The following is a 22,784-nucleotide window of genomic DNA, read 5'->3' on the forward strand; positions in this document are numbered from 1 at the left end:
TGCCGCATTTCCGCCGCTTGTGGGACCTAATCGAATACGGTTAGGTCCTTTTTTCTAGTCTTTGCGGAGTGACATTATGCGCCAACCCATGTTCGCCTTGTCTGTTCTTGCTTCTAGCCTTGCTTTCGGTCTCCTCGCCCTGCCTGCCAGTGCGCAAAATGAAACCGCCAGCGATGCCACCAAACAGGCTTTAGCAGCGGGATACAAAGCCCTGTTCACTTGTTCAGGCACCTTCATTGCCGGACACCGGGAAGCCGTTATCGAAGCCAACGAGCTTGATGGCATCTATACAGATTACCGTCCGTTCATGGCTGGTCTCTCCGATGCCAATATTGATGAGCGCAATCGCCGGGTCTCTGTTCGCTTTGATCGCAATATGCCCCCACGGATTGCGCAATGGCGTCAGGGCATGGGCTGCTCGCTCTTGCCAATCGGTGCTGGCCCTGAAGCCGCAGATTTCCTGCCCCGCTTTGCCAATCCACGCGCGCGTCTGGAATCTGACCGCGCTCCGGTCATCGGCGATGGGGTGACCTATACTGCAAATGACAATCCTCTTGCGCTTGGACGGCTCGGCATCCCGGTTAGCTTCGCTTTTGATGGCCAAACCTATGGCGAGGGTACCCGCACCAGTGCCGTCGTGGTGGTCCGCAACGGGAAAGTGCTGGCTGAGGATTATGCCCGGGGCATAACTGCCGAGACACCTCAGCGCACCTGGTCAGTCGCCAAATCGCTAACCTCTACAATTATCGGTGCGGCGGTGCAGGACGGCCTGATGGGGCTCGATAATGAAGCGGTGCTCAACGAGTGGAATTCCGGGGCTGATCCGCGCCGCGCAATCACGTTGCGCCACGCCCTTGATATGGCGACTGGGCTTGAATCGGGCACACGTGGCTCGCGGACGGACCGACTTTACTTCGGCGGCACAACAACTGATGAAATGCTGCAGGGGCGTGTGCTTGAAGCTGAGCCCGGGACACGGTTCAAATACTCCAATTATGACACGCTCGTCGCCATGCGCGGCTTGCGTCAGACATTGGATGATGACGCCCGCTATTTCAGCTATCCCTATAAAGCGGTGCTCAACAAGATTGGCGCGCTTAACACCACGCTCGAAACCGACTGGAAAGGCGACTATGTCTCATCCTCTCAGGTCTGGATGACCGCCCGTGATATGGCCCGTATGGGCCAGCTCTACCTGCAGGGTGGCCAGTGGGGCGGTGAGCAAATTATCCCGGCGGACTGGATTGACTATGTCAGCAGCCCCGCCCCAGCCCAACCGACAAGCGGCGAGTTTGGCTATGGCGGTGCATTCTGGCTGCTCGGCGGTTCAGAGGGCCTGCCCGCCGATACATTTGCCGGCCTCGGCAATCGCGGCCAATATCTCGTGATTGTCCCGAGCCGTGATCTGGTGATCGTGCGCCGTGGCTATGACGTCGCTGGCCTCGATCGGTTCGATGTCGCCCGGTTCACCGCCGACATCGTCAATGTCATCGATATGGCTGATGCTGAGAGAGCCGCTCAGGAAGCAGCGGAAGCCGAGGAAGCTGCAGACCAGGACCAAACTGACGCCGCCCGCAGAGAGCGCGCTCGCTCCCGTGTCGGGCGGCGTGAGTAAAACCTAGTTTCCAGTCCAGACCAGACGGTCAATATCAAAAGCGGCAACCGTCGCGAGATTGACAACATCGTTCACAGTCGCGCCCAGTGACACGATCTGTACCGGCTTCTCAAAGCCCAGCAGGATCGGACCGATCACGGTGGCCCGGCTCATCCCTTCCAGCAGGTTGGTGGCAATCGCGGCCGAGTGAATAGCGGGCATAATCAGGACATTTGCCGCATCCGTCAGGCGCGAGAACGGATACAGCATTTTGTGCATCGGGTTCATCGCCACATCAGCGGAAATATCACCCTCATACTCAAAATCGCACTCCTCACAGCTATCAAGGATCGCAACCGCATCGCGGACCTTTTCGGACCGCTCTCCCATTGGATTCCCAAAGGTTGAGTAAGACACAAAGGCCACGCGCGGGGTAAAACCAAGGCGCTTAACCGCTTTTGCCGCCTCCTTGGCGATATCCGCCAAAGCCTGTCCATCTGGAAGTTCAGTCACGCTGGTATCGGCAATGAACACGGTCTTACCGCGGTTCAGCACCATCGACATGCCCAGGACCTGAGTATCTGGCAGCGGGTCCAGCGTCAGCATGACATCTTTCAGGCAGACATCATAATTCCGTGTCACCCCGGTCACCATGCCATCAGCATCACCATGGGCGAGCATACAGCAGCCGAACACGTTCCGGTCCTGATTGACCAGACGCTGGACATCGCGCTTCAGGTAGCCGCGGCGTTGCAGACGCTCGTACAGATAATCGGTATAATCGGCATTGCGGTCAGACAGACGCGCATTGACGACTTCCAGGCTGCCTTCCGGAACGCCCATTTGCGCCATCGTATCGGCCACCTGTTGGCTGCGCCCGATCAGGATTGGATGGCCAAGGCCCTGCTGCTGGAAGGTAAAGGCGGCGCGCACAACTTGTGGCTCCTCGCCTTCAGCAAACACGATCCGTTTCTTTTCCTTGCGAACCTGCGTCTGCACCCCTTGCAGGAAGGACGCGGTTGGATCGAGGCGACGCGCCAGTGAATGGCGGTACTCTTCCATATCCTCGATTGGCTTACGGGCAACGCCTGTATCCATCGCGGCCTGCGCCACAAAAGGCGGGATAAAGCTGATCAGGCGCGGATCGAACGGGGTCGGGATAATGTAATCCTTACCGAAAGTCGGGCGTGAGCCGTGATAAGCCGCCGCCACTTCGTCCGGCACATCTTCCCGCGCCAGTTCCGCCAACGCCTTAGCGGCGGCGACTTTCATCTCTTCATTGATCGACCGCGCGCGAACATCGAGGGCACCGCGGAAAATGTAGGGGAAGCCCAGAACATTATTGACCTGGTTGGGATAGTCCGACCGGCCCGTCGCAATGATCGCATCGCCGCGCACCGCCTTGATCTCTTCTGGTGTGATCTCAGGGTCCGGGTTGGCCATCGCAAAGATGATCGGGTTGGCCGCCATGGACTGAACCATTTCCCGGTTCACCGCGCCCTTAACCGACAGGCCAAGGAAACAATCTACACCATCCATCGCCTCAACCAATGTGCGTTTTTCAGTCTTGACCGCAAAGGCGGACTTGAACTGATCCATCCCTTCGGTGCGCCCTTCATAGATGACGCCCTGACGGTCACACATCAGGATATTCTCAGCCTTTACACCCAGATGCCGGATCAGGCCCGCCACAGAAAGCCCCGCCGCGCCTGCGCCAGACACCGCAACGGTCAGGTCTTCCATCTTACGCCCGGTAATATGACAGGCATTGATGATCCCTGCCGCCGCAATGATCGCCGTACCATGCTGGTCATCATGGAAGACGGGAATATCGAGCTGCTCACGCAGCGTGCTTTCAATGATGAAACATTCAGGAGAGGCAATATCCTCGAGATTAATCCCGCCCCAGGTCGCACCAATATTCTTTACGACCGTAATGAACTCCTCGATCTCTTTGGTCTGGACCTCGACATCAAAACTATCAATGTCGGCAAAGCGTTTGAACAGGACGGACTTGCCCTCCATCACGGGCTTGGACGCCATAGGACCAAGGTCGCCAAGGCCCAGAATAGCCGTCCCGTTGGAGATTACCGCAACCGTGTTGCCCTTGGCCGTATAATCATAGGCAAGGTCTTCATCCTTGGCGATCGCTTCAACTGGCACCGCCACACCCGGGCTATAGGCCAGTGACAAATCGCGCTGGGTCTGCATCGGCTTAGTCGGCAGCATCGAGATTTTACCCGGTGTGCCGTGCGCGTGAAAATCGAGGGCTTCCTGATCGGTAAAGCTGGGACGCTTGGAAGTCATATGTGCAGGCCTTTCAAAGCCGAAGGGTCAAAAAACGTTCAAACGTCCTAATCCTGTCCGCAATGGGCGACAACCCGTTGGCAATGGCTTATTCGGAAGAGGTACCTTGCAGATTCGGTGGAAAAATGCCTGACAGCGGCGGACAAGTGAAAAAGGGGAAGCCCCCAACCCCCTTTATGGCGCAATATCTTGCCATAAAGGCGCGTCATCCCGATGCACTGCTCTTTTTTCGCATGGGCGACTTTTATGAGCTGTTTTTCGAGGATGCGACCCGCGCGGCAGAGATTCTCGATATTACGCTGACATCTCGTGGCGAACATGAGGGCAAACCCATCCCGATGGCAGGCGTCCCCTATCACGCGGCTGAGGGCTATCTTGCCCGCCTTATCAAGTCCGGTGAGCGTGTTGCGGTATGTGAACAGACAGAAACCCCCGCCGAAGCGAAAAAGCGCGGTTATAAAGCCATCGTCAATCGCGACATCGTGCGCATCGTCACCCCCGGTACGATTACCGAGGAGTCCCTGCTCCCACCGCGTCAGGGACAGGCCCTGGTCGCTGTCGCCTTTGCCGCTGGCGGCGCTGAGGCTGCTCTGGCCGCCTGTGATGTCTCCACAGGTGCTTTCGAGGTCCGTAGCTTCGCCCCGGAAAGCTTGGGCGACACGCTCAGCGCTATGCCGCTGAATGAGTTGCTCCTGACAGAGGCTGATGCGGATCGGCCACTGACACGCGCAGCTTTGGAAGCCCTTAGACCACCGCTAACCCATCGCCCGAATGGCGCAGCCAGCGCGAAGTCTGGCGAACGCCTGTTAAAAGACGCGTTCAAGATCGCCGCGCTTGATGCCTTCGGCACCTTCACCAAAGCCGAACTCGCCGCTTGTAGTCTTCTGCTCGATTATCTCTCCATCACGCAGGCTGGCGCAGATATCCGCCTTGATCCGCCACGCCGCAGCGCCGACACACCAGCGCTCGCCATTGATCCGGCCACCCGCGCCAGTCTCGAAATCGACACCGCGCTCAATGGCTCGCGTCAGGGTACATTGCTCGCAACGATAGACCGTACCCTCACCGCCCCCGGCGCACGTCTCCTGGCGGCGCGATTGGCCCGACCTGAAACGACTGCCGCCACCATTACAGCGCGCTATGACAGTGTCGACTTCTTCCTCGCCAATGACCATTTGCGCGAGAGCATTCGTAAGACGCTAAAGAACGCCCCGGACCTCGAACGCGCCCGCGCTCGTATTCGCCTTGGCCGCGGTGGGCCACGTGATCTTGCCGCGATTGCCAGCGCCCTGAAAGCTGGCGAACGCGCGGTTGCTGAGACCACCAAAGCCGCGACTAATCCGCCACATCTGATCGAAACGGCTCTGAACGACCTCACCCTCGCCAATGCGCCAGACTTAGCCAGCCTCACCCATGATCTTGATCGCGCGCTTCAGGATGAGCTGCCCACCCTGCCCCGCGATGGCAATTTCATTGCGCAGGGTTGGGATGAGGCGCTGGATGAGGCCCGCACGCTAAAATCCGACAGCCGCAAGATCATCGCCGAGCTACAGGCCCGTTATAGCAACCAGACCGGGATCAGCGCCCTAAAGATCAAGTTCAACAATGTGCTGGGCTATTTCATCGATGTCCCGGCCCGCCATGCTGATCCACTGATGGGCGCGCCACTGAACGAGACTTTCATTCACCGCCAGACGCTGGCCTCAAATGTCCGCTTCTCAACCGCTGAGCTGTCCGAGCTCGCCGGGAAAATCTCGCGAGCCGAAGACATAGCCAAGGGCCGCGAACTCGCCCTCTTTGAGACCTTCTGCCACCGCGTCGAAACCGTCAGCGCCCCCTTAAGCGCAGCGGCCAATGCGCTTGCCACGCTCGATGTCGCCGCGGCCAGCGCCGAATGGGCCAGCGAAACGAACGCCGTTCGCCCATCCCTTGCCACCAGCGACACCCCCATCTTTGAAGCCGAGGGCCTACGCCACCCGGTTGTAGAAGCCGCCCTGCGCAAACAGGGCGACGGCTTTACCGCTAATGATCTGAAACTCGATGCCCGCGGCGAAACTGCCCCCCGGCTCGGCCTCGTCACCGGCCCAAATATGGCTGGTAAGTCGACCTATCTGCGTCAGGCTTGTCTTGCCGTCATTTTGGCTCAGGCTGGCCTCTATGTCCCGGCGCGGTCGCTGCGTCTTGGCCTTGCTGATCGCATCTTCTCCCGCGTCGGGGCCAGCGATGACCTCTCCCGCGGGCGCTCTACATTTATGGTCGAGATGGTCGAAACCGCGGCTATCCTGACACAGGCCACCCCGAACAGCTTTGTCATTCTGGATGAGGTTGGCCGGGGCACCTCCACCTATGACGGCCTCGCCATTGCCTGGGCCGCAGTTGAGCATTTGCACAACACCAATAAGTGCCGCGCTCTCTTCGCAACCCATTATCATGAGCTGACCACGCTTGCCGACGATCTCCCCGCCTCAGAGAACCTCTCCCTGCGCGCCAAGGAATGGAAGGATGAGCTGATCTTCCTGCATGATGTCCAGCCGGGTCCAGCAGACAAATCCTATGGCGTACAGGTCGCCCGTCTCGCCGGCCTGCCCGCAAGAGCCGTCCGCCGCGCCGAGCAGGTGCTCAAAAAACTCGAAGCCAGCCCCGATACGATTGAAGCCCTGCCGCTCTTTGCCTCTGTTGAAGAGCCTGAGCCGATCGAAACCACAATGTCCCACCCGGCACTCGACCTGCTAGAGACAATAGACCCGGACTCTCTTACCCCCCGTGAGGCGCTGGATCTCATCTATCGCCTGAAAAACAAGGACTAATCCAACCCCTATCGACGTGCTGGATATTTTCGCCTACACAGCGCGGATTGGAGCAGCGGCATCAGACCGCGCCCACGCAAGACAGGACCAACCGTAAAGGACAATATGGCCTACGAAACATTGCTGACAGAGGTGGAAGGCGCTGTTGCGCTGATCACTCTGAACCGCCCCGATGCGCTGAACGCCTTCAACAACCAGCTGATGGACGATCTGACCGCCGCGCTGGACCGCTTCGATAATGACCCGGAGATTGGCTGTATTGTCATTACCGGCTCCAAAAAGGCCTTTGCCGCAGGCGCAGATATCAAGGAAATGCGCGAGCAATCCTATATGGATGCCTATTATAGTGACTTCATCACCAAGAATTGGGAGCGCGCGGCGCGGATGCGCAAGCCTCTGATCGCTGCGGTGAACGGCTATGCCCTTGGCGGCGGGTGTGAGCTCGCGATGATGTGTGACTTCATCCTTGCCGGCGAGAAAGCCAAGTTTGGTCAGCCGGAAATCACCATCGGTGTCTCACCCGGCGCAGGCGGCACACAACGCCTGACCCGTTTTGCTGGTAAGTCCAAAGCTATGGAAATGTGCCTGACTGGGCGCATGATGGATGCCGAAGAGGCGGAGCGCTGCGGTCTCGTCTCCCGCATCGTGCCGGTTGATGATCTGGTTGAGGAAGCCAAGGCCGTTGCCAAGAAGATCGCGGCCATGCCGCGCGCAGCGGCCATGCTGACCAAGGAAATGGTCAACGCGGCTTACGAAACACCGCTCAGCCAGGGCGTGATGTTTGAGCGTCGCCTGTTCCACTCTCTCTTCGCCACCGAAGATCAGAAAGAGGGCATGGAAGCCTTTGTTGAGAAGCGCCAGCCGCACTTCAAAAACCAATAGTCTTTTGCGGCAGCAGAATCTTCACATCTGCGGCCTGTGAGCGGTTGACGCTGGCAGGCCGTTTCGATACATACCGCGCTTTCCGCCAGATAAGGCGACAAAGGAGTTTTTGATGGCGAATACCCGCTCAGCCAAGAAGATGGTGCGCAAGATTGAGACGCGCACCGCTGTAAACACCGCGCGCCGTTCGCGCATCCGCACCCATATCCGCAAGGTCGAAGAAGCGATCGCAGCAGGTGATAAGGCCGCTGCTACAGAAGCGCTGAAAATCGCCCAACCGGAAATTATGCGCGGCGTGACCAAGGGTGTCACTCACAAGAATACAGCCTCTCGTAAGGTGTCGCGCCTCAGCGCCCGCGTAAAGGCCATGGCGTAAGCGCCTGAAATTTGTTCCTTTACGGATGAAAAATACAAAACCCGTCTGGCACCCGCCAGGCGGGTTTTTTCTTCGCGTCAACTCGCGTGTCCACATGTGGAAAACCCTGCATTTCAGCAAAGTTATACACAGGAAGCGCGATCTTGACCGCTTGACAGAACAATCCGGAAACCCCTGTCATTATTGCGATCTGGGCTGAGCTGATTTTTTTTACCACAGGCAGACCGCTGTTTTTCAATGGGTTTTAGACAGGTCCCCTATCTGTCAAGCGGGGTCAGGTATGAAAAAGAAAAATAATCCATCTTGCTCTTCCACAGGCCCTCTGGTTAATTCAATCCACCAACGGAATTGATCTCTCGACTGAGTATTTTGTGTGCTGGGCGGCTGACCCAGAACGAGGATCGTGTGCCTTCCGTTCGGGCCGTACAAAAGACATAACGCGAAAACAGGGTTGAACAAGAAAATGGGGTTTTCAACGGGGAAGACGGGCACAACACAAGCTGCAGAAGGCACTCTCGCAACACCCGGAGCGGGTACAATTTGGGCAGACGTAAAGGCTTCATTGGAGCAAGCTCTGCCTGCAGAAGATTACAAGAAGTGGATAGAGCCCCTGCGCTTTGCCGCAGAGATCCATGGCGCCATGATTGTGACGGCGAAGGATCGCCTCACCCTTGATCGGGCGACGGCCGATTATGGCCGTGACATCCAGCAGGCCTGGGCGCGGTTTGATCCGCGTGCGCGCCGCGTGAAGCTGGAACTATGGAGTCGCATCCCGGCTGACATTCGCAGTGTCATTTCTGATCCATGGGCCGAGCCTAAGACAGAGATTCAACCATCCGAACCTGTCGTCGCCAAAACGGCTGAGCTGGGTACCATGACCTTCGACACGCTGGTTGTCGGGCCATCTAATGAAAACGCGGCGCGACTGGCGGAACATATGGCCGGCGGTGGGGCCGTACCAACGGGCGTCATCACCTTTTATGGCCCACCCGGATGCGGCAAGACCCACATCCTCAAGGCCACGATTGCCCGGATGAATGCCCTCAATCCAGATTGCCGGGTCACCTATATCAGCGCCGAGGAGTTTATGACGCGCTTCGTTGATGGCGCTCGCGCAGGCAACACACAGGAATTGCAGACTTTTGTCCGCAACAATGACTTCCTGATGATTGACGACCTGCATTGGATCAAAGGCAAGCAGAAGACAGAGCGGGCCTTCTTTGGCGCCCTTCGTTCGGTGACCAGCGCAGGTGGCCGCGTGATCATCACCGGCGATGCTGCTCCGGGCGAAGCGGTCGGTTTCAGCAGTGAAATTGCCAATGAGTTGCGCGGCTCCACGGCGGTTGAAGTGGCGCTGCCAACGCTTGAGATGCGGCGGCACATTGTCGAAATGCACGCGGGTCTGATTGCCCGCACCAGTGGTGGCTTTACTTTGAGCGAAGCTCAGATCGATCGCATTGCGGGCGCTGTCCCACAGGGGGGGCGCGAACTCACGGGTGTGCTCAACACGCTGCTGATCGAAAGCGCCATGGGCACACGCGCGATTGACGAGATTATGCTGGAGCGGGTGATCCGCCGGATCGCAGGCGAGCCACGCAAGCCGACCCTCGACGACATCAAGCGCTCTTGCATGGAGGCGTTCAACGTCACCAAGACGGATATTGAGGGTCGCTCAAAGCGCCGCACGGTCGTTGTGCCCCGTCAGATTGGCATGTTCCTGTCACGCGAACTGACCGACAAATCCTTCCCGCAAATCGTCATGGCCTATAAGAAAAAGGACCATACGACCGCGATGCATGCCTGCGAGAAAATCGAGGCGCTGCTGGCCGAAGGGGACCGGGATATGGCCGCCGATGTCGAGAAAGTCCGCGCTATCCTGCATGAGCGGCTCAGCCGCCCGGAAGGCAATTCATAAGCCCTCTGGCAAAGACTTGCATTTCGTGCTGAATTCGTGACGTTAACGGCCCGCTTCTCTTGAGAGGCGGGCCGATTCGCCCCATGAGGCTAACAGACAGATAAAAGATAGACGACCGGGCAATCCGGCCCAGAAGGGATGATGAGATGAAACTGACGATCGAACGCGGTGCGCTTCTGAATGCGCTTTCCCACGTGCAGAACGTTGTTGAGCGCCGGAACACGATCCCGATCCTGTCGAACATTCTGATGCAAGCTGAAAATGGTCAGGTCCGTTTCACCGCAACCGACCTTGATATCGAAGCCGTTGATACGGCCGATGCCAAGATTGACAGTGACGGTGCCGTCACCGCCCCGGCAGGAACTTTGTTCGACGTGGTTCGCAAGCTTCCGGCTGGCGCTGATGTTGAGCTGGAGCTGAACCCGGAAAACCGCCAGCTTTCGATCCATTCGGGTCGCTCGAAATTCTCGCTGCCAACCCTGCCAGCCAGCGACTTTCAGACCATGGTCGCCGATGATGATGCCACCACGTTTGAGATTGAGGCCGCCGATCTGCGTCGCCTGATCGACAAGACCCGGTTTGCCATCTCGACCGAAGAGACCCGCTATTACCTCAATGGTGTCTACCTGCACGCCGCAGAGACCGATAAAGGCCAGAAGCTGCGCGCCGTCGCCACGGATGGCCACCGCCTTGCCCTGTCTGAAGTCGATGCCCCGGAGGGATCTGAGTCTCTCGCCGGCGTGATTGTACCGCGCAAAGCCGTAGGGGAAGCCCGTCGCCTGATCGATAGTGTCGATGGCGATGTCAGCGTCTCGGTCTCTGAAACCAAAATACAGTTCAAGGCCGGGCAGGCCCAGCTGACCTCGAAACTGATCGATGGCTCTTTCCCGGACTATGCGCGCGTCATCCCAAAGGGGAACACCAAGGCCCTGATCATCGACAATAAGCAATTCGAGGCCGCCGTGGATCGTGTCTCCACTGTTTCGGCAGAGCGCTCCCGCTCGGTAAAACTTTCCCTGTCCGAAGGCAAACTGACCCTGGCGGTCAATAGCGCCGAAACCGGGCAAGGTCATGAAGAGATCGAATGTGATTATCAGGAAGATGGCATGGATATCGGCTTTAACGCCAAATACCTGCTCGACGTCACCGCGCAGATCGAAGCCGAAGACGCGCGCTTCCTGTTCAACGATCCAGCCAGCCCGGCCCTCGTCCTCGACCCCGGTGACGAAAGCGCCCAATACGTGCTGATGCCGCTGCGGGTGTAGTGACCGCCCTCACCCGACTTCGCCTGACGGATTTCCGCAGCCATGCGGCACTCGACCTGAAGCTCGATACGCGGCCTGTGTGCCTGTATGGGCCGAATGGTGCGGGCAAGACCAATATCCTTGAAGCAATCAGCCAGCTCGGCCCTGGCCGCGGTCTTCGGGCCGCCGCTCTACCAGACATGACGCGGCATAATGCTCCGAATGGCTGGACCATCTCAGCCACGCTGGACAATGAGCAAAAGCTTGGTGTCGGGCTGGAACCGACCCAGACCGGGCACAAGCGAACGATCCGTCTCGATAGCGCGCCCGCCACCGTCACTGATCTGGCTGAACTCATCCGCATTGTCTGGCTGACCCCGGACATGGACAGCGTGTTTCGCGGCGGGGCTTCGGATCGTCGCCGCTTCTTTGATCGCCAGGTCATGGCGCATATCCCAAGTCATGGCAGCGCCGCCAACCGCTATGAAAAGGCCATGCGCGAGCGTAATGCCTTGCTGGAGCGCGGTCGCGTCGATCCGGCTTGGGCGGATGCGATTGAGGGCCGTATGGCCGAAGCTGGCGCGCTGATCGCCGCCAATCGCGCCCGCGTCCTGACCCTGCTACAGGCCGCCGTCGATGCCCGACCCGAAGGCCATTTCCCCAAAGGTGATCTCGCCCTCACTGGCCCGGCTGAACAGGCCGCCACAGAGGGTGCAGGCATGATGGATATCGCCGATCTGATCGCCGAAGATCTCGCCAAGGGCCGCTACCGTGATCAGGCCGCCGGACGCACCCTTTCCGGGCCGCACCGTACTGATCTGACCGTCATCCACCGCCCGACCGGCGCACCTGCCGGGCAAGCCTCCACAGGCCAGCAAAAGGCGCTATTGATTGGCCTCATCCTCGCCAGTGCCCGTGCGCTTTGCGAGGATGGCGAGGGGCCAAGCCCGCTCATTCTGCTCGATGAAGCCGCTGCGCATCTCGACCGGGACCGCCGCGCCGCCCTGTTCGATGAGTTGCTCTCGATTGGCGGGCAGGCCTGGCTCACCGGCACAGAAGACTATCTGTTCGAACCCTTTGGCGATCGCGCGCAAAAGGTAGAAATCAGCCCCTAAACGGCAATCGCGTGTTTGCCTTGTCCGTCGCGTACGGAATAAGCATCAAACGCCTGGGCCACATTGCGCACCAGCATGCGCGCATCCTCCGGCACGACAATGGTTTTCCCGACGATCACACATACCCCGGCATCGGCAAGATCCCGCATATGCGTCAAAGCCTCATCCAGCGCTCCCGGCTTCGCCCCCATTTCCGCGCACACCGCATCAAGATCGACACGCAGGTTACACATCAGGGCCTCAATCGCGCGGGCGCGTAAACGGTCCTCAGCCCCAACCGCAACGCCACGGTCGGTCGGCAAGCGTCCATCATGAATGGCCTCGCTCCAGACATCGCTGCGTCGCGTGTTCTGCGCATAACCCTCGCGGAAGGCCGAGATTGAGCTTGGCCCGATCCCGATCAGCGTTTCATAAGGGTCATCAGTATAGCCCTGAAAGTTCCGGCGCAGGCGCCCTTCTCGTTGGGCAATAGCAAGCGGATCGCTTGGCAAAGCAAAATGGTCCAGTCCGATCCGGACATAGCCTTCTGCAATCAGCGCCCGGGCCGCCATATCGGCCTGTGTCGCGCGTTCCTTAAGCCCCGGCAAAGCCGCCTCATCAATCGCCCGCTGGTGCTTGGCAAACCAGGGGACATGCGCATAGCCAAAAACAGAAACCCGCTTGATCTGGTGATAACCGCAAAACTCCGCCACTTCGATCACATCGGCGACAGTCTGATGCGGCAGACCATACATCAGGTCGACATTGATCGCACTAATACCGGCAATCTTGAGCGCCTCGACGCAATCTTCGACCATTTCACGGGGCTGAATACGATTCACGGCCTTTTGCACAATCGGGTCCAGCGTCTGCACGCCAAGGCTGGCCCGGTTCACACCCGATGCGGCCATCGCCTTGACCCGTTCTGCCGTCAGCGAGCGCGGATCAAGCTCGACCGCAATCTCCGCACCATCCCGAACTTTCAGCGTTGCGCGGACATGCTCGGTCAGCGCAAAGAAGTCATCGGCAGACAAGGCATTTGGTGACCCCCCGCCAAAGTGCAAATGCCCCACCCCGCCATGCGTGCCGAGCGCTTCAGCCCACAGGTCAATCTCACGGTGCACGGTGGAGACATAACGCGCGATCCGGTCATAGCCGTTCGGCACCGTCGTGTGACAGCCACAATACCAGCACAGCGCCTCACAGAAAGGCACATGCAGATAGGCACTGATCGGCGTTCGGGCGGGCGTTCTTCCCCCCCAGTCCAGAGCCTCTGTCAGGCCAACATCACCGCCAAACTGCGCAGCGGTCGGGTAACTCGTATAGCGCGGCACATTGGCCGTGGCGAAGCCGGTCCAGTCCTGTCTCATGGGCGCGCTTATAAAGTCTGGCACTCATCAGCGCTTACGCAAAACCCCCTAAAGCGACGGCGTGTCGCGGGCACTCACGATGCGGCCGAAGTAACTTTCTGCACCCAGCGCCAAACACACCGGTAACACACTGAAAGAAAAGGGTTTTTATCGGCTCAAAAACCATCCTCAGATTTCCCTTTTGTGACAAAATCCCTTATAAAAACAGGGATTAAAACGAATCAGAAGATTGGCAGGCTTTTCAATGGCTGAAGCGGCGGAAAACAACCCTGAATATGGCGCGGACAGTATCAAGGTTCTCAAAGGCCTTGAGGCGGTTCGCAAGCGCCCTGGTATGTACATTGGTGATACCGATGACGGGTCAGGCCTGCACCACATGATTTACGAAGTCGTCGACAATGCGATCGACGAAGCCCTTGCGGGTCATGCCGATGAAGTGACCGTCACCCTGCACCCTGATGGCAGTGCCGAGATTACCGATAATGGCCGCGGCATCCCGGTCGGCCAACATGCCACAGAGGGCCGCTCCGCCGCTGAGGTCATCATGACCGAGCTGCATGCGGGCGGGAAATTTGACAGCAATTCCTACAAGGTCTCCGGCGGCTTGCACGGGGTTGGCGTTTCGGTTGTGAACGCGCTCTCCGATTGGCTCGACCTGAAAATCCACCGCGATGGCAGCGAGCATTATGTCCGCTTCGTTGATGGCGGGCGCACAGAAGCCCCCCTCGCTGTTATCGGCACCAGCCCAACCAAAGAAGACGGCACGCCTTACACAGGCACAGCTGTGCGTTTCATGGTCTCTGCGGCGACCTTCACGATGACGGAGTATAACCGCAAGACGCTGGAGCATCGTCTGCGCGAGCTGGCCTTCCTGAACTCTGGTGTCCGCATCGTCTTTCGCGACCTGCGTGAGGCCGAACCCTATGAGGCTGTGCTGGAATATGAGGGCGGCGTCTCTGCCTTCGTTCAGCACCTCAATACGACGAAACAAGCGCTGATCCCGGAAACCATCTTCGTCACTGGCGAAAAAGACGGCATCACGGTCGAGGCGGCCCTCGAGTGGACGGACGCCTATCACGAGAACGTCCTCTGTTTCACCAACAATATCCCACAGCGCGATGGCGGAACCCACCTGGCGGGCTTCCGGGGTGCCCTGACCCGGATCATCAACAAGTATGCGACTGAAACCGGCATCGCCAAAAAAGAAAAAGTCGACATTTCCGGCGATGATGCCCGTGAAGGCCTGACCTGCGTTCTCTCGGTCAAAGTGCCCGACCCAAAATTCAGCTCCCAGACTAAAGACAAGCTGGTCTCCTCAGAGGTGCGCCCGGTGGTTGAGAGCCTGATGCACGAAAAACTCGCCGAGTGGTTCGAGGAGCACCCCAAAGAAGCCGTCGCGGTGATGACCAAGATCGTCGAGGCCGCTGCTGCGCGCGAGGCCGCCCGTAAGGCGCGCGAACTGACCCGCCGCAAGGGTGCACTCGACATCACGTCCTTGCCCGGCAAGCTCGCTGACTGTCAGGAAAAAGACCCGGCCAAGTCTGAAATCTTCATCGTGGAGGGTGATTCCGCGGGTGGCTCAGCCAAGCAGGGCCGCGACCGCTCCAATCAGGCCATCCTGCCCCTGCGCGGGAAAATCCTTAATGTTGAGCGCGCCCGCTTCGACAAGATGCTGTCCTCAGATCAGGTCGGTACCCTGATCACCGCCCTTGGCACTGGCATTGGCCGCGACGATCCGGACAAAGGCGGCTTCAACCTCGAAAAGCTGCGCTACCACAAGATCGTCATCATGACCGACGCCGACGTTGACGGCGCCCACATTCGGACCCTTTTGCTGACCTTCTTCTATCGTCAGATGCCGGAAGTCATCGATCATGGCTATCTCTACATCGCCCAGCCGCCACTTTACAAAGTCATGCGCGGCAAGTCCGAGCGCTACCTCAAAGACGATGATGAGTTAAACGCCTATCTCATCGATGAGGGCACCGATGGTGAAGCCCTGATCCTCGCTGACGGCACTCAGATTGCGGGGGAAGACCTCCGCGACCGTGTTCGCTCGGCGGCCCAGTTCAAACAGGCCCTGTGGCGCCTTTCCCTGCGTGCGCCGGGTGACATTGTTGAGCAGGCCGCGATTGCCGGGGCCCTCGCCCCCGGTGCCTCTGCTGACGAAGCTGCGGCCACGGCGGCGCGCCTCAACCTGATCGCCGAAGAAGGCGAAGATACCTGGGTTGGCAAGTTTGAAGACGGCAACCTGACGCTCAGCCGTGAGGTCCGCGGGGTCGAGGAAAAAGCTGTTCTGGATCAACAGATGCTCGCCAGTTCAGACGCTGTGCGCCTCAACAATATCGCCGCGCAAATCCGCCCGATCTATGTTGAGACCAGCATACTGCGCAACGAAAAGTCCGGTGAGTTTACCGTAACCGGGCCGGTCAGTCTGCTCACCGCTGTGCTCGATTCCGGTCGAAAAGGCCTGAAAATTCAGCGCTATAAGGGTCTGGGCGAAATGAATGCCGACCAACTGTGGGAAACCACACTGGATGCCAATGCGCGCACGCTCCTACAGGTCAAAGTCGACGACGCCATGGAAGCGGGCGACATGTTCTCCCGCCTCATGGGCGACGTCGTCGAGCCCCGCCGCGAATTCATCCAGGCCAACGCGCTCGAGGCGGAGGTGGATGTTTAGGCTTTGTGCTCTTGTTTCTCTACTCACCATTGGTGGTTGCTATGGCGGCGAAGAACGAAGCCAAACAATTCGGGTTGTTACGCATTTTGAACTCAATCGCGACGCCTTTAAAACTCTGGAAGAAGCGCTTCTTAGCGACCCAGACGTTGAAAGCGTTGTTGCCTGCCCCAAAGCTGGTGACCGAAGCTGTTTCATAAGGGTTGAACCAGCAAGCGCCGAAGAACTTGCTCATGAAACAAAGTTTGAACCGCTTATTCAGGCCTTGAACTTTCCGCGATCTGTCTTCTTCGAGCGCAGAGGTGAGAGTCTATTCCACATCCCGAATATGGGTGCCTCAACCAAAGGTGATTATGAGATCAACGCTGCAATGTGGCTCAGGCCGGAACGAACGTCGGACATGCCCCTTTGTATGGATTATACGCCCATAGGCTACAGCTACGCATGTAGAATAGAGCTTGATGAGAGCTGGTCACTTGAATGGACTGGCTCAAATATGAAAATGTTCAGAGCATGCCATGATTATGAGATAAGTCGTGACGCGTTCACCCGATGCATAGATGCGTTGGAAGCCGACGCCCTCAATCAAAACCCATAAGTAAGTATAGTATCTCTCCCCTTCCGCTCTCCACGGCTGAGCTTGCTCAGACCGTGGAGCCTATCTCCTGCTGTCTCTTTAAAGGTAAGGAGCCATGGCTACGCCTTATCCCGGTCGAACCCACAGGTGATGGATTGCACGGTCAAGCCGCGCAAAGCGTGTTGAGAGTATGTGCCCGATAATCTCTCCTCCCCCTTATCCTCTCCCATATAATGCCTGCTATCTCCCCCTGATGCAGGGCTGATCGCGAACGGCGTGATTTGGGGGCAGAGCGGTGGTCTGTTGCTGCTTGATGCGCGCCGAATGCATCAGCGCGGTGACAGTCGGGTGGTGATGGCGCGAGGGGGTGAGCGATCTCAGCCTCGAGAAGCGCTAAAGCCCGGACCTGTGCTGGTGAAAGCTGCATGGGAAACAACCGAAAATACGCCACCGCGGGCGCGCTCAGCTTGGGCGCTATAGGCTTGTCGTGAGGCAAGCAGTCATGTCGCGTGCAATCTGAGCGCGCCTAAAGTCCTGTATAGCGCCAAGGGGAGGCCCTGTGGCGGGTTTGGCGCTGGGCCGAGCGGTACTCGCCGTCGATCAGTCGCCGCTCCAACCCGGGCCGGCTTCACCTTTTTGAAGCTGGCGCACCTCTTCAACGCTGGCCGGTGGGTTGAGCCACATTGGGCGTTCTGCCTTGGCCCAGTCGAGCATTTGCTGCGGGAACTCACTGTGCGATTCAACCCGCCAGGAGTGGAGATGCGTGATCGACTGGCCACCGCCAGCCCAGGCCGGAAGCTTGCCATAACGCTGCCAGGTCATCTGGTGGGGTTCATCAACTGTGCCCTCAGGCTGGATGAAGAAGTCATAATTCTCCCACGCCTCATATTGCGCGCCGGAAGGGAGCGGGAAGTCGAGGAAAACCGCTGCATTGTAAATGTAGCCACTGCCCATCTTGCGATATGGAATACCGGATTTCGCCTCAATGACGCGGACCTTATCACCAACGCCCTGCTCAACATCGCCGTAGATTTTATCATCCTCAAGGCGATAGGTGATCATCTGATACGGGTACGCAATCGGCACCACGGTCTCGCCATTATACTCGGTCAGAACCTCGCCTGTATCCTTGTCGGTGTAAGCAAAAGTCTTGCGGGTCAGGTGAATGATTTTGCCATCGGCGTCCTCAGGCCAGATCACAGTCGAACTGTCAAAGCCGATCATACCAAACAGCTTTTCACCCGACGGATAAGCATAGACACCGCCCTCAGAGACCCAATGCACGGCCTCACCCGTTCCCGCACGCGCGGTCACCCAAGTCCGCAGCGCATCCGGGGCCGCAATATAGGATGCTGTTTCCATATTCGGGTTCGGTGCCACCTGATCAGGCTCGGCCTGACTGGCCCCTGCAATCAAAAGAAGGGCAGCCGCAGCGCATGTTGTTTGCTTGATCATAAGTGTCTCCTATCAGCGCAAAGATGGCCTTTCACGCCTTCCCAAATATCGGTTCAATTCCTCTAATCCTTAAATGATATATCTTTTAGATTTTTCGCTGGCAAGCCTGCACAGATGAACAAACCAAGCCTCCTTTAGCGCAGGGCAAACTCAAGCGCTTCTTCAGCCGAGGTTTCAATATCAGGAGCAACCCCCTGCCCTTCGATCCGGCCATGCGCAGTGGAATAATAGTCGGCAATCGGCAAGGACAGGATCAAGCCGCCAGGCACATCAAACATTTTTTGCGACAGCATTTGCCCCGCCGTGCGCTCCCCAATCAATGTAGCACGACCAGACGCCTTGAACGCGTCCGCTGCCATCTCCGCCGCGCTCGCCGTGCGCTGACTTGTCAGGACATAGATCGGCCCAGTGTAAGGCTCAGCCCGCGGTGAAAACTGAATTCGCGTCAGCGCGTCATTGGCCGCATCTTCCCAGAAAGAGCGGATCGACCAACCAGTCCATGGCTCAACCGCTTGAATATCTTCCAGAACCGGAACCCGGTCGAACTGCGCATTCCATGGCTGGCTCACAAAGCCGCCAGCATCAAACGATTCTGTAATCGCATTCTCAATCAGCGGGACAACCGCAAAGGCCCCACCACCATTCTGACGCAAGTCAATGATCAGCTTTTCAGCGCCCCGCTCCCGAATGGTTGCGTAATGGGCATCAATTGCTTCAATCGTGTCCTGTCCCATCATGGTGTTGACGGTCAGGATGGCCGCATTGCCCCGCCACTCCAGAGATGTTGCCTCCTCACCAACGCGCATCTGATCCAGAAAGGCAGCAGTGTCTGCGGCATTGCTGCGCGCAACCCGTAACGTAACATGGGAGAAAGGCCCATCAGCCCATAAGGCTTTGAAACCATCAATGAAGGCTTCCTGATTTTCGGCGCCTGCAGCAAGGGCCAGCGTATCTGCCTCGATCTTGCGATAGGTATCACTGTCCAGCTCGCCGGGATTATAGTGATATTGGCGCATCAGCGCATTGATGGCTTTTGCTGTCTCAATCAATGGGACGGCTTGAACCTCTTGGTCCTGAATGGCTGGCTCAGCCTCAGCGATGGGCTGGATAGCCGACTGGCAGGCAACAAATACAGTTAGGGAAGCGGAGACCGCGATCAAAGTTTTGATCCGCATAGGGACAATCCTTATTGTTTTACAATGTTGATTTATTGTTTTTCAATAATTCATTGTCTTCTAATAAGCAACCCCGTTTGCGTGCCCTATGTCGCAAGTCGCAAAAGGCTGAAGCCAGCACACACAGCCCCAATTCCCCGCTTGGCATTCGGCCCGCTCTGGATTACTTGTTCGCGCGACGTTCAAGGATGTATGAAATGACCGCTTATCGCCTGTTTGGGGCTGAAACTTCCCCGTATTCCGTCAAAGTGCGCTCTTTCTTGCGCTATAAAGGCGTGGAATTCGAATGGATTGGCCGCTCTAAGGCGACTGAGGAAGCCTTTCAGGCTGAAGCGCGGGTACCGACTGTGCCGCTGCTGCTCTCACCCAGCCGCCCCCCCAATCAGGATTCGACCAGCATCATCACAACGCTGGAAGCAGATCATGCCGAACCCTCCGCTGTGCCGGACGATGCGGCTTGTGCAGCGCTTGCCCTGCTCCTCGAAGACTATGCCGACGAGTGGTTGAACAAGCTGATGTTCTTCAATCGCTGGGGCCAGAAACCAGACCGTGAACAGGCTGGCGACCGCACAATGGCGCAACTGCTTGATGGCGACTTGCCACGTGCGAAGAAGAAAACACGCGACCAGATCGTCAAGCGGATGCGCGAACGCCTGCCGCTTGTTGGCATCGAAAAGAAGAATGAGAAGGTTCTGAAGCCAAGCTTTGAGCGCTTCTTCACCCTGCTCAATGCTCATCTGGAGCAATCGCTATTCCTGTTCGGTGGTCGCCCGTCTGCGGCTGATTTTGCGATGGCAGGACAAGTCGCGCAGCTCCTGATGGATCCGACACCTGCCGAGTGGCTCCGCTCACGTGCCCCATTCGTGGTGGCGTGGAGCGAGTTCATGGAAGCGCCGAAAGCTGGCGGGCCGTTCAAACCACTCGCTGAACTGGAAGAGACACTCGCCCCACTCTTCACTGAGGAAGTTGCGCTAACCTATATGCCATGGGCGCGCGCCAATATGGACGCAACCGAGCGCGGCGATGAGCGCGTTGGCCTGCAGATTGACGGCGTTGCCTATGAGCAAATCACCCAGCACTATGCCGCGCGCGCCTACAAGTCCGTGGTTAAGGCCGTGGACAAAGCCAAAGACGCTGAAGGGCTCGACGCTTTCCTCGACAAGGTCGGCGCAAAACCGCATTTGGGATAAGACTACTTTTGGCGGGACCTTACTCCCGCCAGATGATCTCACTGTCGGAATAGCCCTGAAAATAGAGGGCTGCGGTCAGGTCTGTAACATTGATCGCAGCATCGCTAGCCGCTGCAACGACCGGTTTAGCATGTACGGCGAGTCCGAGACCCGCGGCTTCAATCATTGCGAGGTCATTGGCCCCGTCCCCCATCGCCAGCGCATCGCGGCGTGAGAGGCTTGCTGCTTCGGCAAACTCATCAAGCGCGGAGAGTTTCGCCTCACGCCCAAGGATAGGCCGTCCAACATCTCCGGTTAGCGATGCACCATTATCCATAAGCGTGTTGCCGCGATGAGCTTCAAACCCGGCGGCCTCAGCAACGCGCGAGGTGAAATAGGTGAACCCACCAGAGACGAGCACACATGTCGCGCCATGCGCTGCCATGGTCGCTGTCAGCGTCTTTGCCCCAGGCATCAGGCTGATCCGCTCCGCATAGCATTGCGACAGGGCCTCCAGCGACAGGCCTTTCAGCTTGCCAACCCGCTCAGTCAGTGCGCCTTCAAAGTCCAGCTCACCCGCCATGGCCCGCGCTGTGATCGCGGCAATTTCATCCTTCAGGCCCGCATAGGCCGCCAACTCGTCCAGACATTCCTGACGGATAATCGTGGAATCCATATCCGAGATCAAAAGCCGCTTACGCCGATACGCTGCCGGGATAAGCGCGACATCGGCCTCGCCTTCAAAGGCGGCTTCGAGTTTTGCTCGCAACCGTCCCACCTCTTGCGCTGGAATATCAAGATCAAGCTCAACCGCCGCCCAGCGCTCATCATTGCCCAGAAGGCGCGCGTGTCGCTTCAAGGATAGCCCAGCATCAGCAATGGCTGCCTGCAAGCGCTGACCCAAAACCATGAAACCCATGGAGACCGGGGCGACCCCGATCACGACATACTCAGTGTACGTTTTTTCAGTCATTGCTGCTTCCGGCCTTTACCCTTGGCGGCGTCCTTCCTACCACTATGGAAATGACACCTGCGATCCTGATACATGGCCCAACCGCGAGCGGAAAGACTGCCCTTTCAGTCGCGTTGGCACAGCGCCTGAATGGCGAGGTCGTAAACGCAGATTCCATGCAGGTCTATGCCGACCTTCGCATCATCTCAGCGCGGCCAACCGAAACCGAGATGCAAGGCGCACCGCATCATCTATTCGGTCATATTCCCGGCTCGGATCGCTATTCAACCGGACGCTGGCTGGAGGATGCGCGCAAGATTATTGCCGACATAGAACGGCGCGGAAAAACGCCAATCATTATTGGCGGGACGGGACTCTATCATCTCGCTTTGACGGATGGCTTATCTGAAATCCCCCCTGTGCCGGAGGATGTCCGCTCTGAAGTCTTTGCCTTGCAACGCAGCGAAGGCGCATCGGGGCTGTACCAGCGGCTCATGAAGCATGATCCAGATATCGCAAAAAAGCTTGGCCCGACCGACCGCCAGCGGCTTGGTCGCGCGCTTGAGGTGTTTCTGGCAACCGGGCAATCCATCTCGACCTTTCAGGGTAATAAGTCCCGCCCGGTCCTGTCTCCCAAACGCTGGCTTGGCCTTGCCCTGACCCCGCCGCGTGCCCGGCTTTACGCCCGGATTGATCGCCGGTTTGAGGGCATGTTGATGGAAGGGGCGATGGAAGAAGCGCGCGGCCTTCTGGCTCAGGACCTGCCGGCCGACTTGCCCGTGATGAAAGCCCACGGCGTGCCCGGCCTGATCGCTTACCTCAAGGGTGAAATGAGCGCCGAAGCCGCCGCAGAGAATGCCAAGCGCGACACCAGACGCTACGCCAAGCGCCAATTCACGTGGATCGGGCGCCAGCTGCCATTCTGGCCACGCATTCCCAGCATGTCGCTCGACGACCGTATGCGGGTAATTCTTTCCCTTTATAGGGAGGTTGACGGGGCTTAAAGGGTAAGTTATGCCTCGATCAACTTTTGGGAGGAAACGCTTCATGCGTCCAACAGTCGTACTCGTTATTAGGCACCTGCGCTGACGTTCCCAGACGTCAGTCGCAGGTGCTTGTAACAAGGGTCTCCAATCAGGGGCCCTTTTTTCTTGTCTAAACCTGAACTGAAAGCCCCATTGAGGATA

The 22,784-nt window shown here is 58.1% G+C and carries 16 protein-coding genes; 10 read left to right on the forward strand and 6 right to left on the reverse strand.

Going from position 1 to position 22,784, the window contains the following annotated elements:
- Positions 1 to 76 precede the first annotated feature (76 nt).
- Positions 77 to 1,615, forward strand: coding sequence for a serine hydrolase domain-containing protein (locus tag RYZ27_RS12145; protein ID WP_406679781.1), 1,539 nt, complete (start codon positions 77 to 79; stop codon positions 1,613 to 1,615).
- A 3-nt stretch (positions 1,616 to 1,618) separates the two neighbouring features.
- On the opposite strand, the gene RYZ27_RS12150 is transcribed toward RYZ27_RS12145, so the two are convergent.
- A complete protein-coding gene (locus RYZ27_RS12150) occupies positions 1,619 to 3,901 on the reverse strand; it encodes an NADP-dependent malic enzyme (protein ID WP_406679782.1) in 2,283 nt (760 codons plus the stop codon).
- Positions 3,902 to 4,077: 176 nt separating this feature from the next.
- Between RYZ27_RS12150 and mutS the strand changes: the two genes are divergently transcribed.
- The 6 genes from mutS (at position 4,078) to recF (ending at position 12,240) form a co-directional block, all read left to right on the forward strand.
- Positions 4,078 to 6,708, forward strand: a complete 2,631-nt coding sequence (gene mutS, locus RYZ27_RS12155; protein WP_406679783.1) for a DNA mismatch repair protein MutS — start codon at positions 4,078 to 4,080, stop codon at positions 6,706 to 6,708.
- Between the two features lie 105 nt (positions 6,709 to 6,813).
- Positions 6,814 to 7,590 (forward strand): enoyl-CoA hydratase, encoded by a 777-nt coding sequence (locus RYZ27_RS12160; RefSeq protein WP_406679784.1) that lies wholly within the window; start codon positions 6,814 to 6,816, stop codon positions 7,588 to 7,590.
- A 112-nt stretch (positions 7,591 to 7,702) separates the two neighbouring features.
- Positions 7,703 to 7,966: a 30S ribosomal protein S20 gene (gene rpsT / locus RYZ27_RS12165; RefSeq protein WP_406679785.1), complete on the forward strand. Its 264-nt coding sequence runs from the start codon at positions 7,703 to 7,705 to the stop codon at positions 7,964 to 7,966.
- A gap of 463 nt (positions 7,967 to 8,429) precedes the next feature.
- On the forward strand, positions 8,430 to 9,881 hold the full coding sequence (locus tag RYZ27_RS12170) for a DnaA ATPase domain-containing protein (RefSeq protein ID WP_406679786.1): 1,452 nt from the start codon (positions 8,430 to 8,432) through the stop codon (positions 9,879 to 9,881).
- A 146-nt stretch (positions 9,882 to 10,027) separates the two neighbouring features.
- Positions 10,028 to 11,146: a DNA polymerase III subunit beta gene (gene dnaN, locus RYZ27_RS12175; RefSeq protein ID WP_406679787.1), complete on the forward strand. Its 1,119-nt coding sequence runs from the start codon at positions 10,028 to 10,030 to the stop codon at positions 11,144 to 11,146.
- Positions 11,146 to 12,240, forward strand: coding sequence for a DNA replication/repair protein RecF (gene recF / locus RYZ27_RS12180; RefSeq protein WP_406679788.1), 1,095 nt, complete (start codon positions 11,146 to 11,148; stop codon positions 12,238 to 12,240). Before dnaN ends, recF begins: the two co-directional genes overlap by 1 nt.
- On the opposite strand, the gene hemN is transcribed toward recF, so the two are convergent.
- Positions 12,237 to 13,589: an oxygen-independent coproporphyrinogen III oxidase gene (gene hemN, locus RYZ27_RS12185; protein WP_406679789.1), complete on the reverse strand. Its 1,353-nt coding sequence runs from the start codon at positions 13,587 to 13,589 to the stop codon at positions 12,237 to 12,239. The genes recF and hemN overlap by 4 nt on opposite strands.
- 244 nt (positions 13,590 to 13,833) lie before the next feature.
- Between hemN and gyrB the strand changes: the two genes are divergently transcribed.
- Positions 13,834 to 16,272 carry a DNA topoisomerase (ATP-hydrolyzing) subunit B gene (gyrB, locus tag RYZ27_RS12190; protein WP_406679790.1) on the forward strand — a complete coding sequence of 813 codons (2,439 nt, stop codon included), beginning with the start codon at positions 13,834 to 13,836 and terminating at the stop codon, positions 16,270 to 16,272.
- Positions 16,273 to 16,291: 19 nt separating this feature from the next.
- On the opposite strand, the gene RYZ27_RS12195 is transcribed toward gyrB, so the two are convergent.
- The 3 genes from RYZ27_RS12195 to RYZ27_RS12205 form a co-directional block, all read right to left on the reverse strand.
- Positions 16,292 to 16,504 (reverse strand): hypothetical protein, encoded by a 213-nt coding sequence (locus tag RYZ27_RS12195; RefSeq protein WP_406679791.1) that lies wholly within the window; start codon positions 16,502 to 16,504, stop codon positions 16,292 to 16,294.
- A gap of 942 nt (positions 16,505 to 17,446) precedes the next feature.
- Positions 17,447 to 18,301, reverse strand: coding sequence for a hypothetical protein (locus tag RYZ27_RS12200; protein ID WP_406679792.1), 855 nt, complete (start codon positions 18,299 to 18,301; stop codon positions 17,447 to 17,449).
- Between the two features lie 134 nt (positions 18,302 to 18,435).
- The gene (locus RYZ27_RS12205) at positions 18,436 to 19,476 is read right to left on the reverse strand and encodes a S41 family peptidase (protein WP_406679793.1); all 1,041 of its coding nucleotides are present in this window, start codon (positions 19,474 to 19,476) and stop codon (positions 18,436 to 18,438) included.
- Between the two features lie 197 nt (positions 19,477 to 19,673).
- On the opposite strand from RYZ27_RS12205, the gene RYZ27_RS12210 reads away from it, so the two are divergent.
- Positions 19,674 to 20,666 (forward strand): glutathione S-transferase family protein, encoded by a 993-nt coding sequence (locus RYZ27_RS12210; protein ID WP_406679794.1) that lies wholly within the window; start codon positions 19,674 to 19,676, stop codon positions 20,664 to 20,666.
- A 19-nt stretch (positions 20,667 to 20,685) separates the two neighbouring features.
- Here the strand turns inward: RYZ27_RS12210 and serB are convergent, their stop codons facing one another.
- Positions 20,686 to 21,618 carry a phosphoserine phosphatase SerB gene (gene serB / locus RYZ27_RS12215; protein ID WP_406679795.1) on the reverse strand — a complete coding sequence of 311 codons (933 nt, stop codon included), beginning with the start codon at positions 21,616 to 21,618 and terminating at the stop codon, positions 20,686 to 20,688.
- Positions 21,619 to 21,668: 50 nt separating this feature from the next.
- Here serB and miaA point away from each other — a divergent pair, with 50 nt between their 5' ends.
- Positions 21,669 to 22,601, forward strand: a complete 933-nt coding sequence (gene miaA / locus RYZ27_RS12220; protein ID WP_406679796.1) for a tRNA (adenosine(37)-N6)-dimethylallyltransferase MiaA — start codon at positions 21,669 to 21,671, stop codon at positions 22,599 to 22,601.
- Positions 22,602 to 22,784 lie beyond the last annotated feature (183 nt).

It is taken from the genome of Hyphomonas sp. FCG-A18, from assembly GCF_045287255.1.
In the GTDB taxonomy this organism is placed as follows: domain Bacteria; phylum Pseudomonadota; class Alphaproteobacteria; order Caulobacterales; family Hyphomonadaceae; genus Henriciella.

What these genes read in the sequence shown, in the direction of transcription:
- RYZ27_RS12195 (WP_406679791.1), bottom strand. Translation starts at nt 16,504, where the DNA reads ATGAGCAAGTTCTTCGGCGCTTGCTGGTTCAACCCTTATGAAACAGCT.
- RYZ27_RS12150 (WP_406679782.1), bottom strand. Translation starts at nt 3,901, where the DNA reads ATGACTTCCAAGCGTCCCAGCTTTACCGATCAGGAAGCCCTCGATTTT.
- hemN (WP_406679789.1), bottom strand. Translation starts at nt 13,589, where the DNA reads ATGAGACAGGACTGGACCGGCTTCGCCACGGCCAATGTGCCGCGCTAT.
- RYZ27_RS12200 (WP_406679792.1), bottom strand. Translation starts at nt 18,301, where the DNA reads ATGATCAAGCAAACAACATGCGCTGCGGCTGCCCTTCTTTTGATTGCA.
- rpsT (WP_406679785.1), top strand. Translation starts at nt 7,703, where the DNA reads ATGGCGAATACCCGCTCAGCCAAGAAGATGGTGCGCAAGATTGAGACG.
- serB (WP_406679795.1), bottom strand. Translation starts at nt 21,618, where the DNA reads ATGACTGAAAAAACGTACACTGAGTATGTCGTGATCGGGGTCGCCCCG.
- dnaN (WP_406679787.1), top strand. Translation starts at nt 10,028, where the DNA reads ATGAAACTGACGATCGAACGCGGTGCGCTTCTGAATGCGCTTTCCCAC.
- RYZ27_RS12145 (WP_406679781.1), top strand. Translation starts at nt 77, where the DNA reads ATGCGCCAACCCATGTTCGCCTTGTCTGTTCTTGCTTCTAGCCTTGCT.
- RYZ27_RS12170 (WP_406679786.1), top strand. Translation starts at nt 8,430, where the DNA reads ATGGGGTTTTCAACGGGGAAGACGGGCACAACACAAGCTGCAGAAGGC.
- mutS (WP_406679783.1), top strand. Translation starts at nt 4,078, where the DNA reads ATGGCGCAATATCTTGCCATAAAGGCGCGTCATCCCGATGCACTGCTC.
- RYZ27_RS12160 (WP_406679784.1), top strand. Translation starts at nt 6,814, where the DNA reads ATGGCCTACGAAACATTGCTGACAGAGGTGGAAGGCGCTGTTGCGCTG.
- miaA (WP_406679796.1), top strand. Translation starts at nt 21,669, where the DNA reads ATGACACCTGCGATCCTGATACATGGCCCAACCGCGAGCGGAAAGACT.
- gyrB (WP_406679790.1), top strand. Translation starts at nt 13,834, where the DNA reads ATGGCTGAAGCGGCGGAAAACAACCCTGAATATGGCGCGGACAGTATC.
- RYZ27_RS12205 (WP_406679793.1), bottom strand. Translation starts at nt 19,476, where the DNA reads ATGCGGATCAAAACTTTGATCGCGGTCTCCGCTTCCCTAACTGTATTT.
- RYZ27_RS12210 (WP_406679794.1), top strand. Translation starts at nt 19,674, where the DNA reads ATGACCGCTTATCGCCTGTTTGGGGCTGAAACTTCCCCGTATTCCGTC.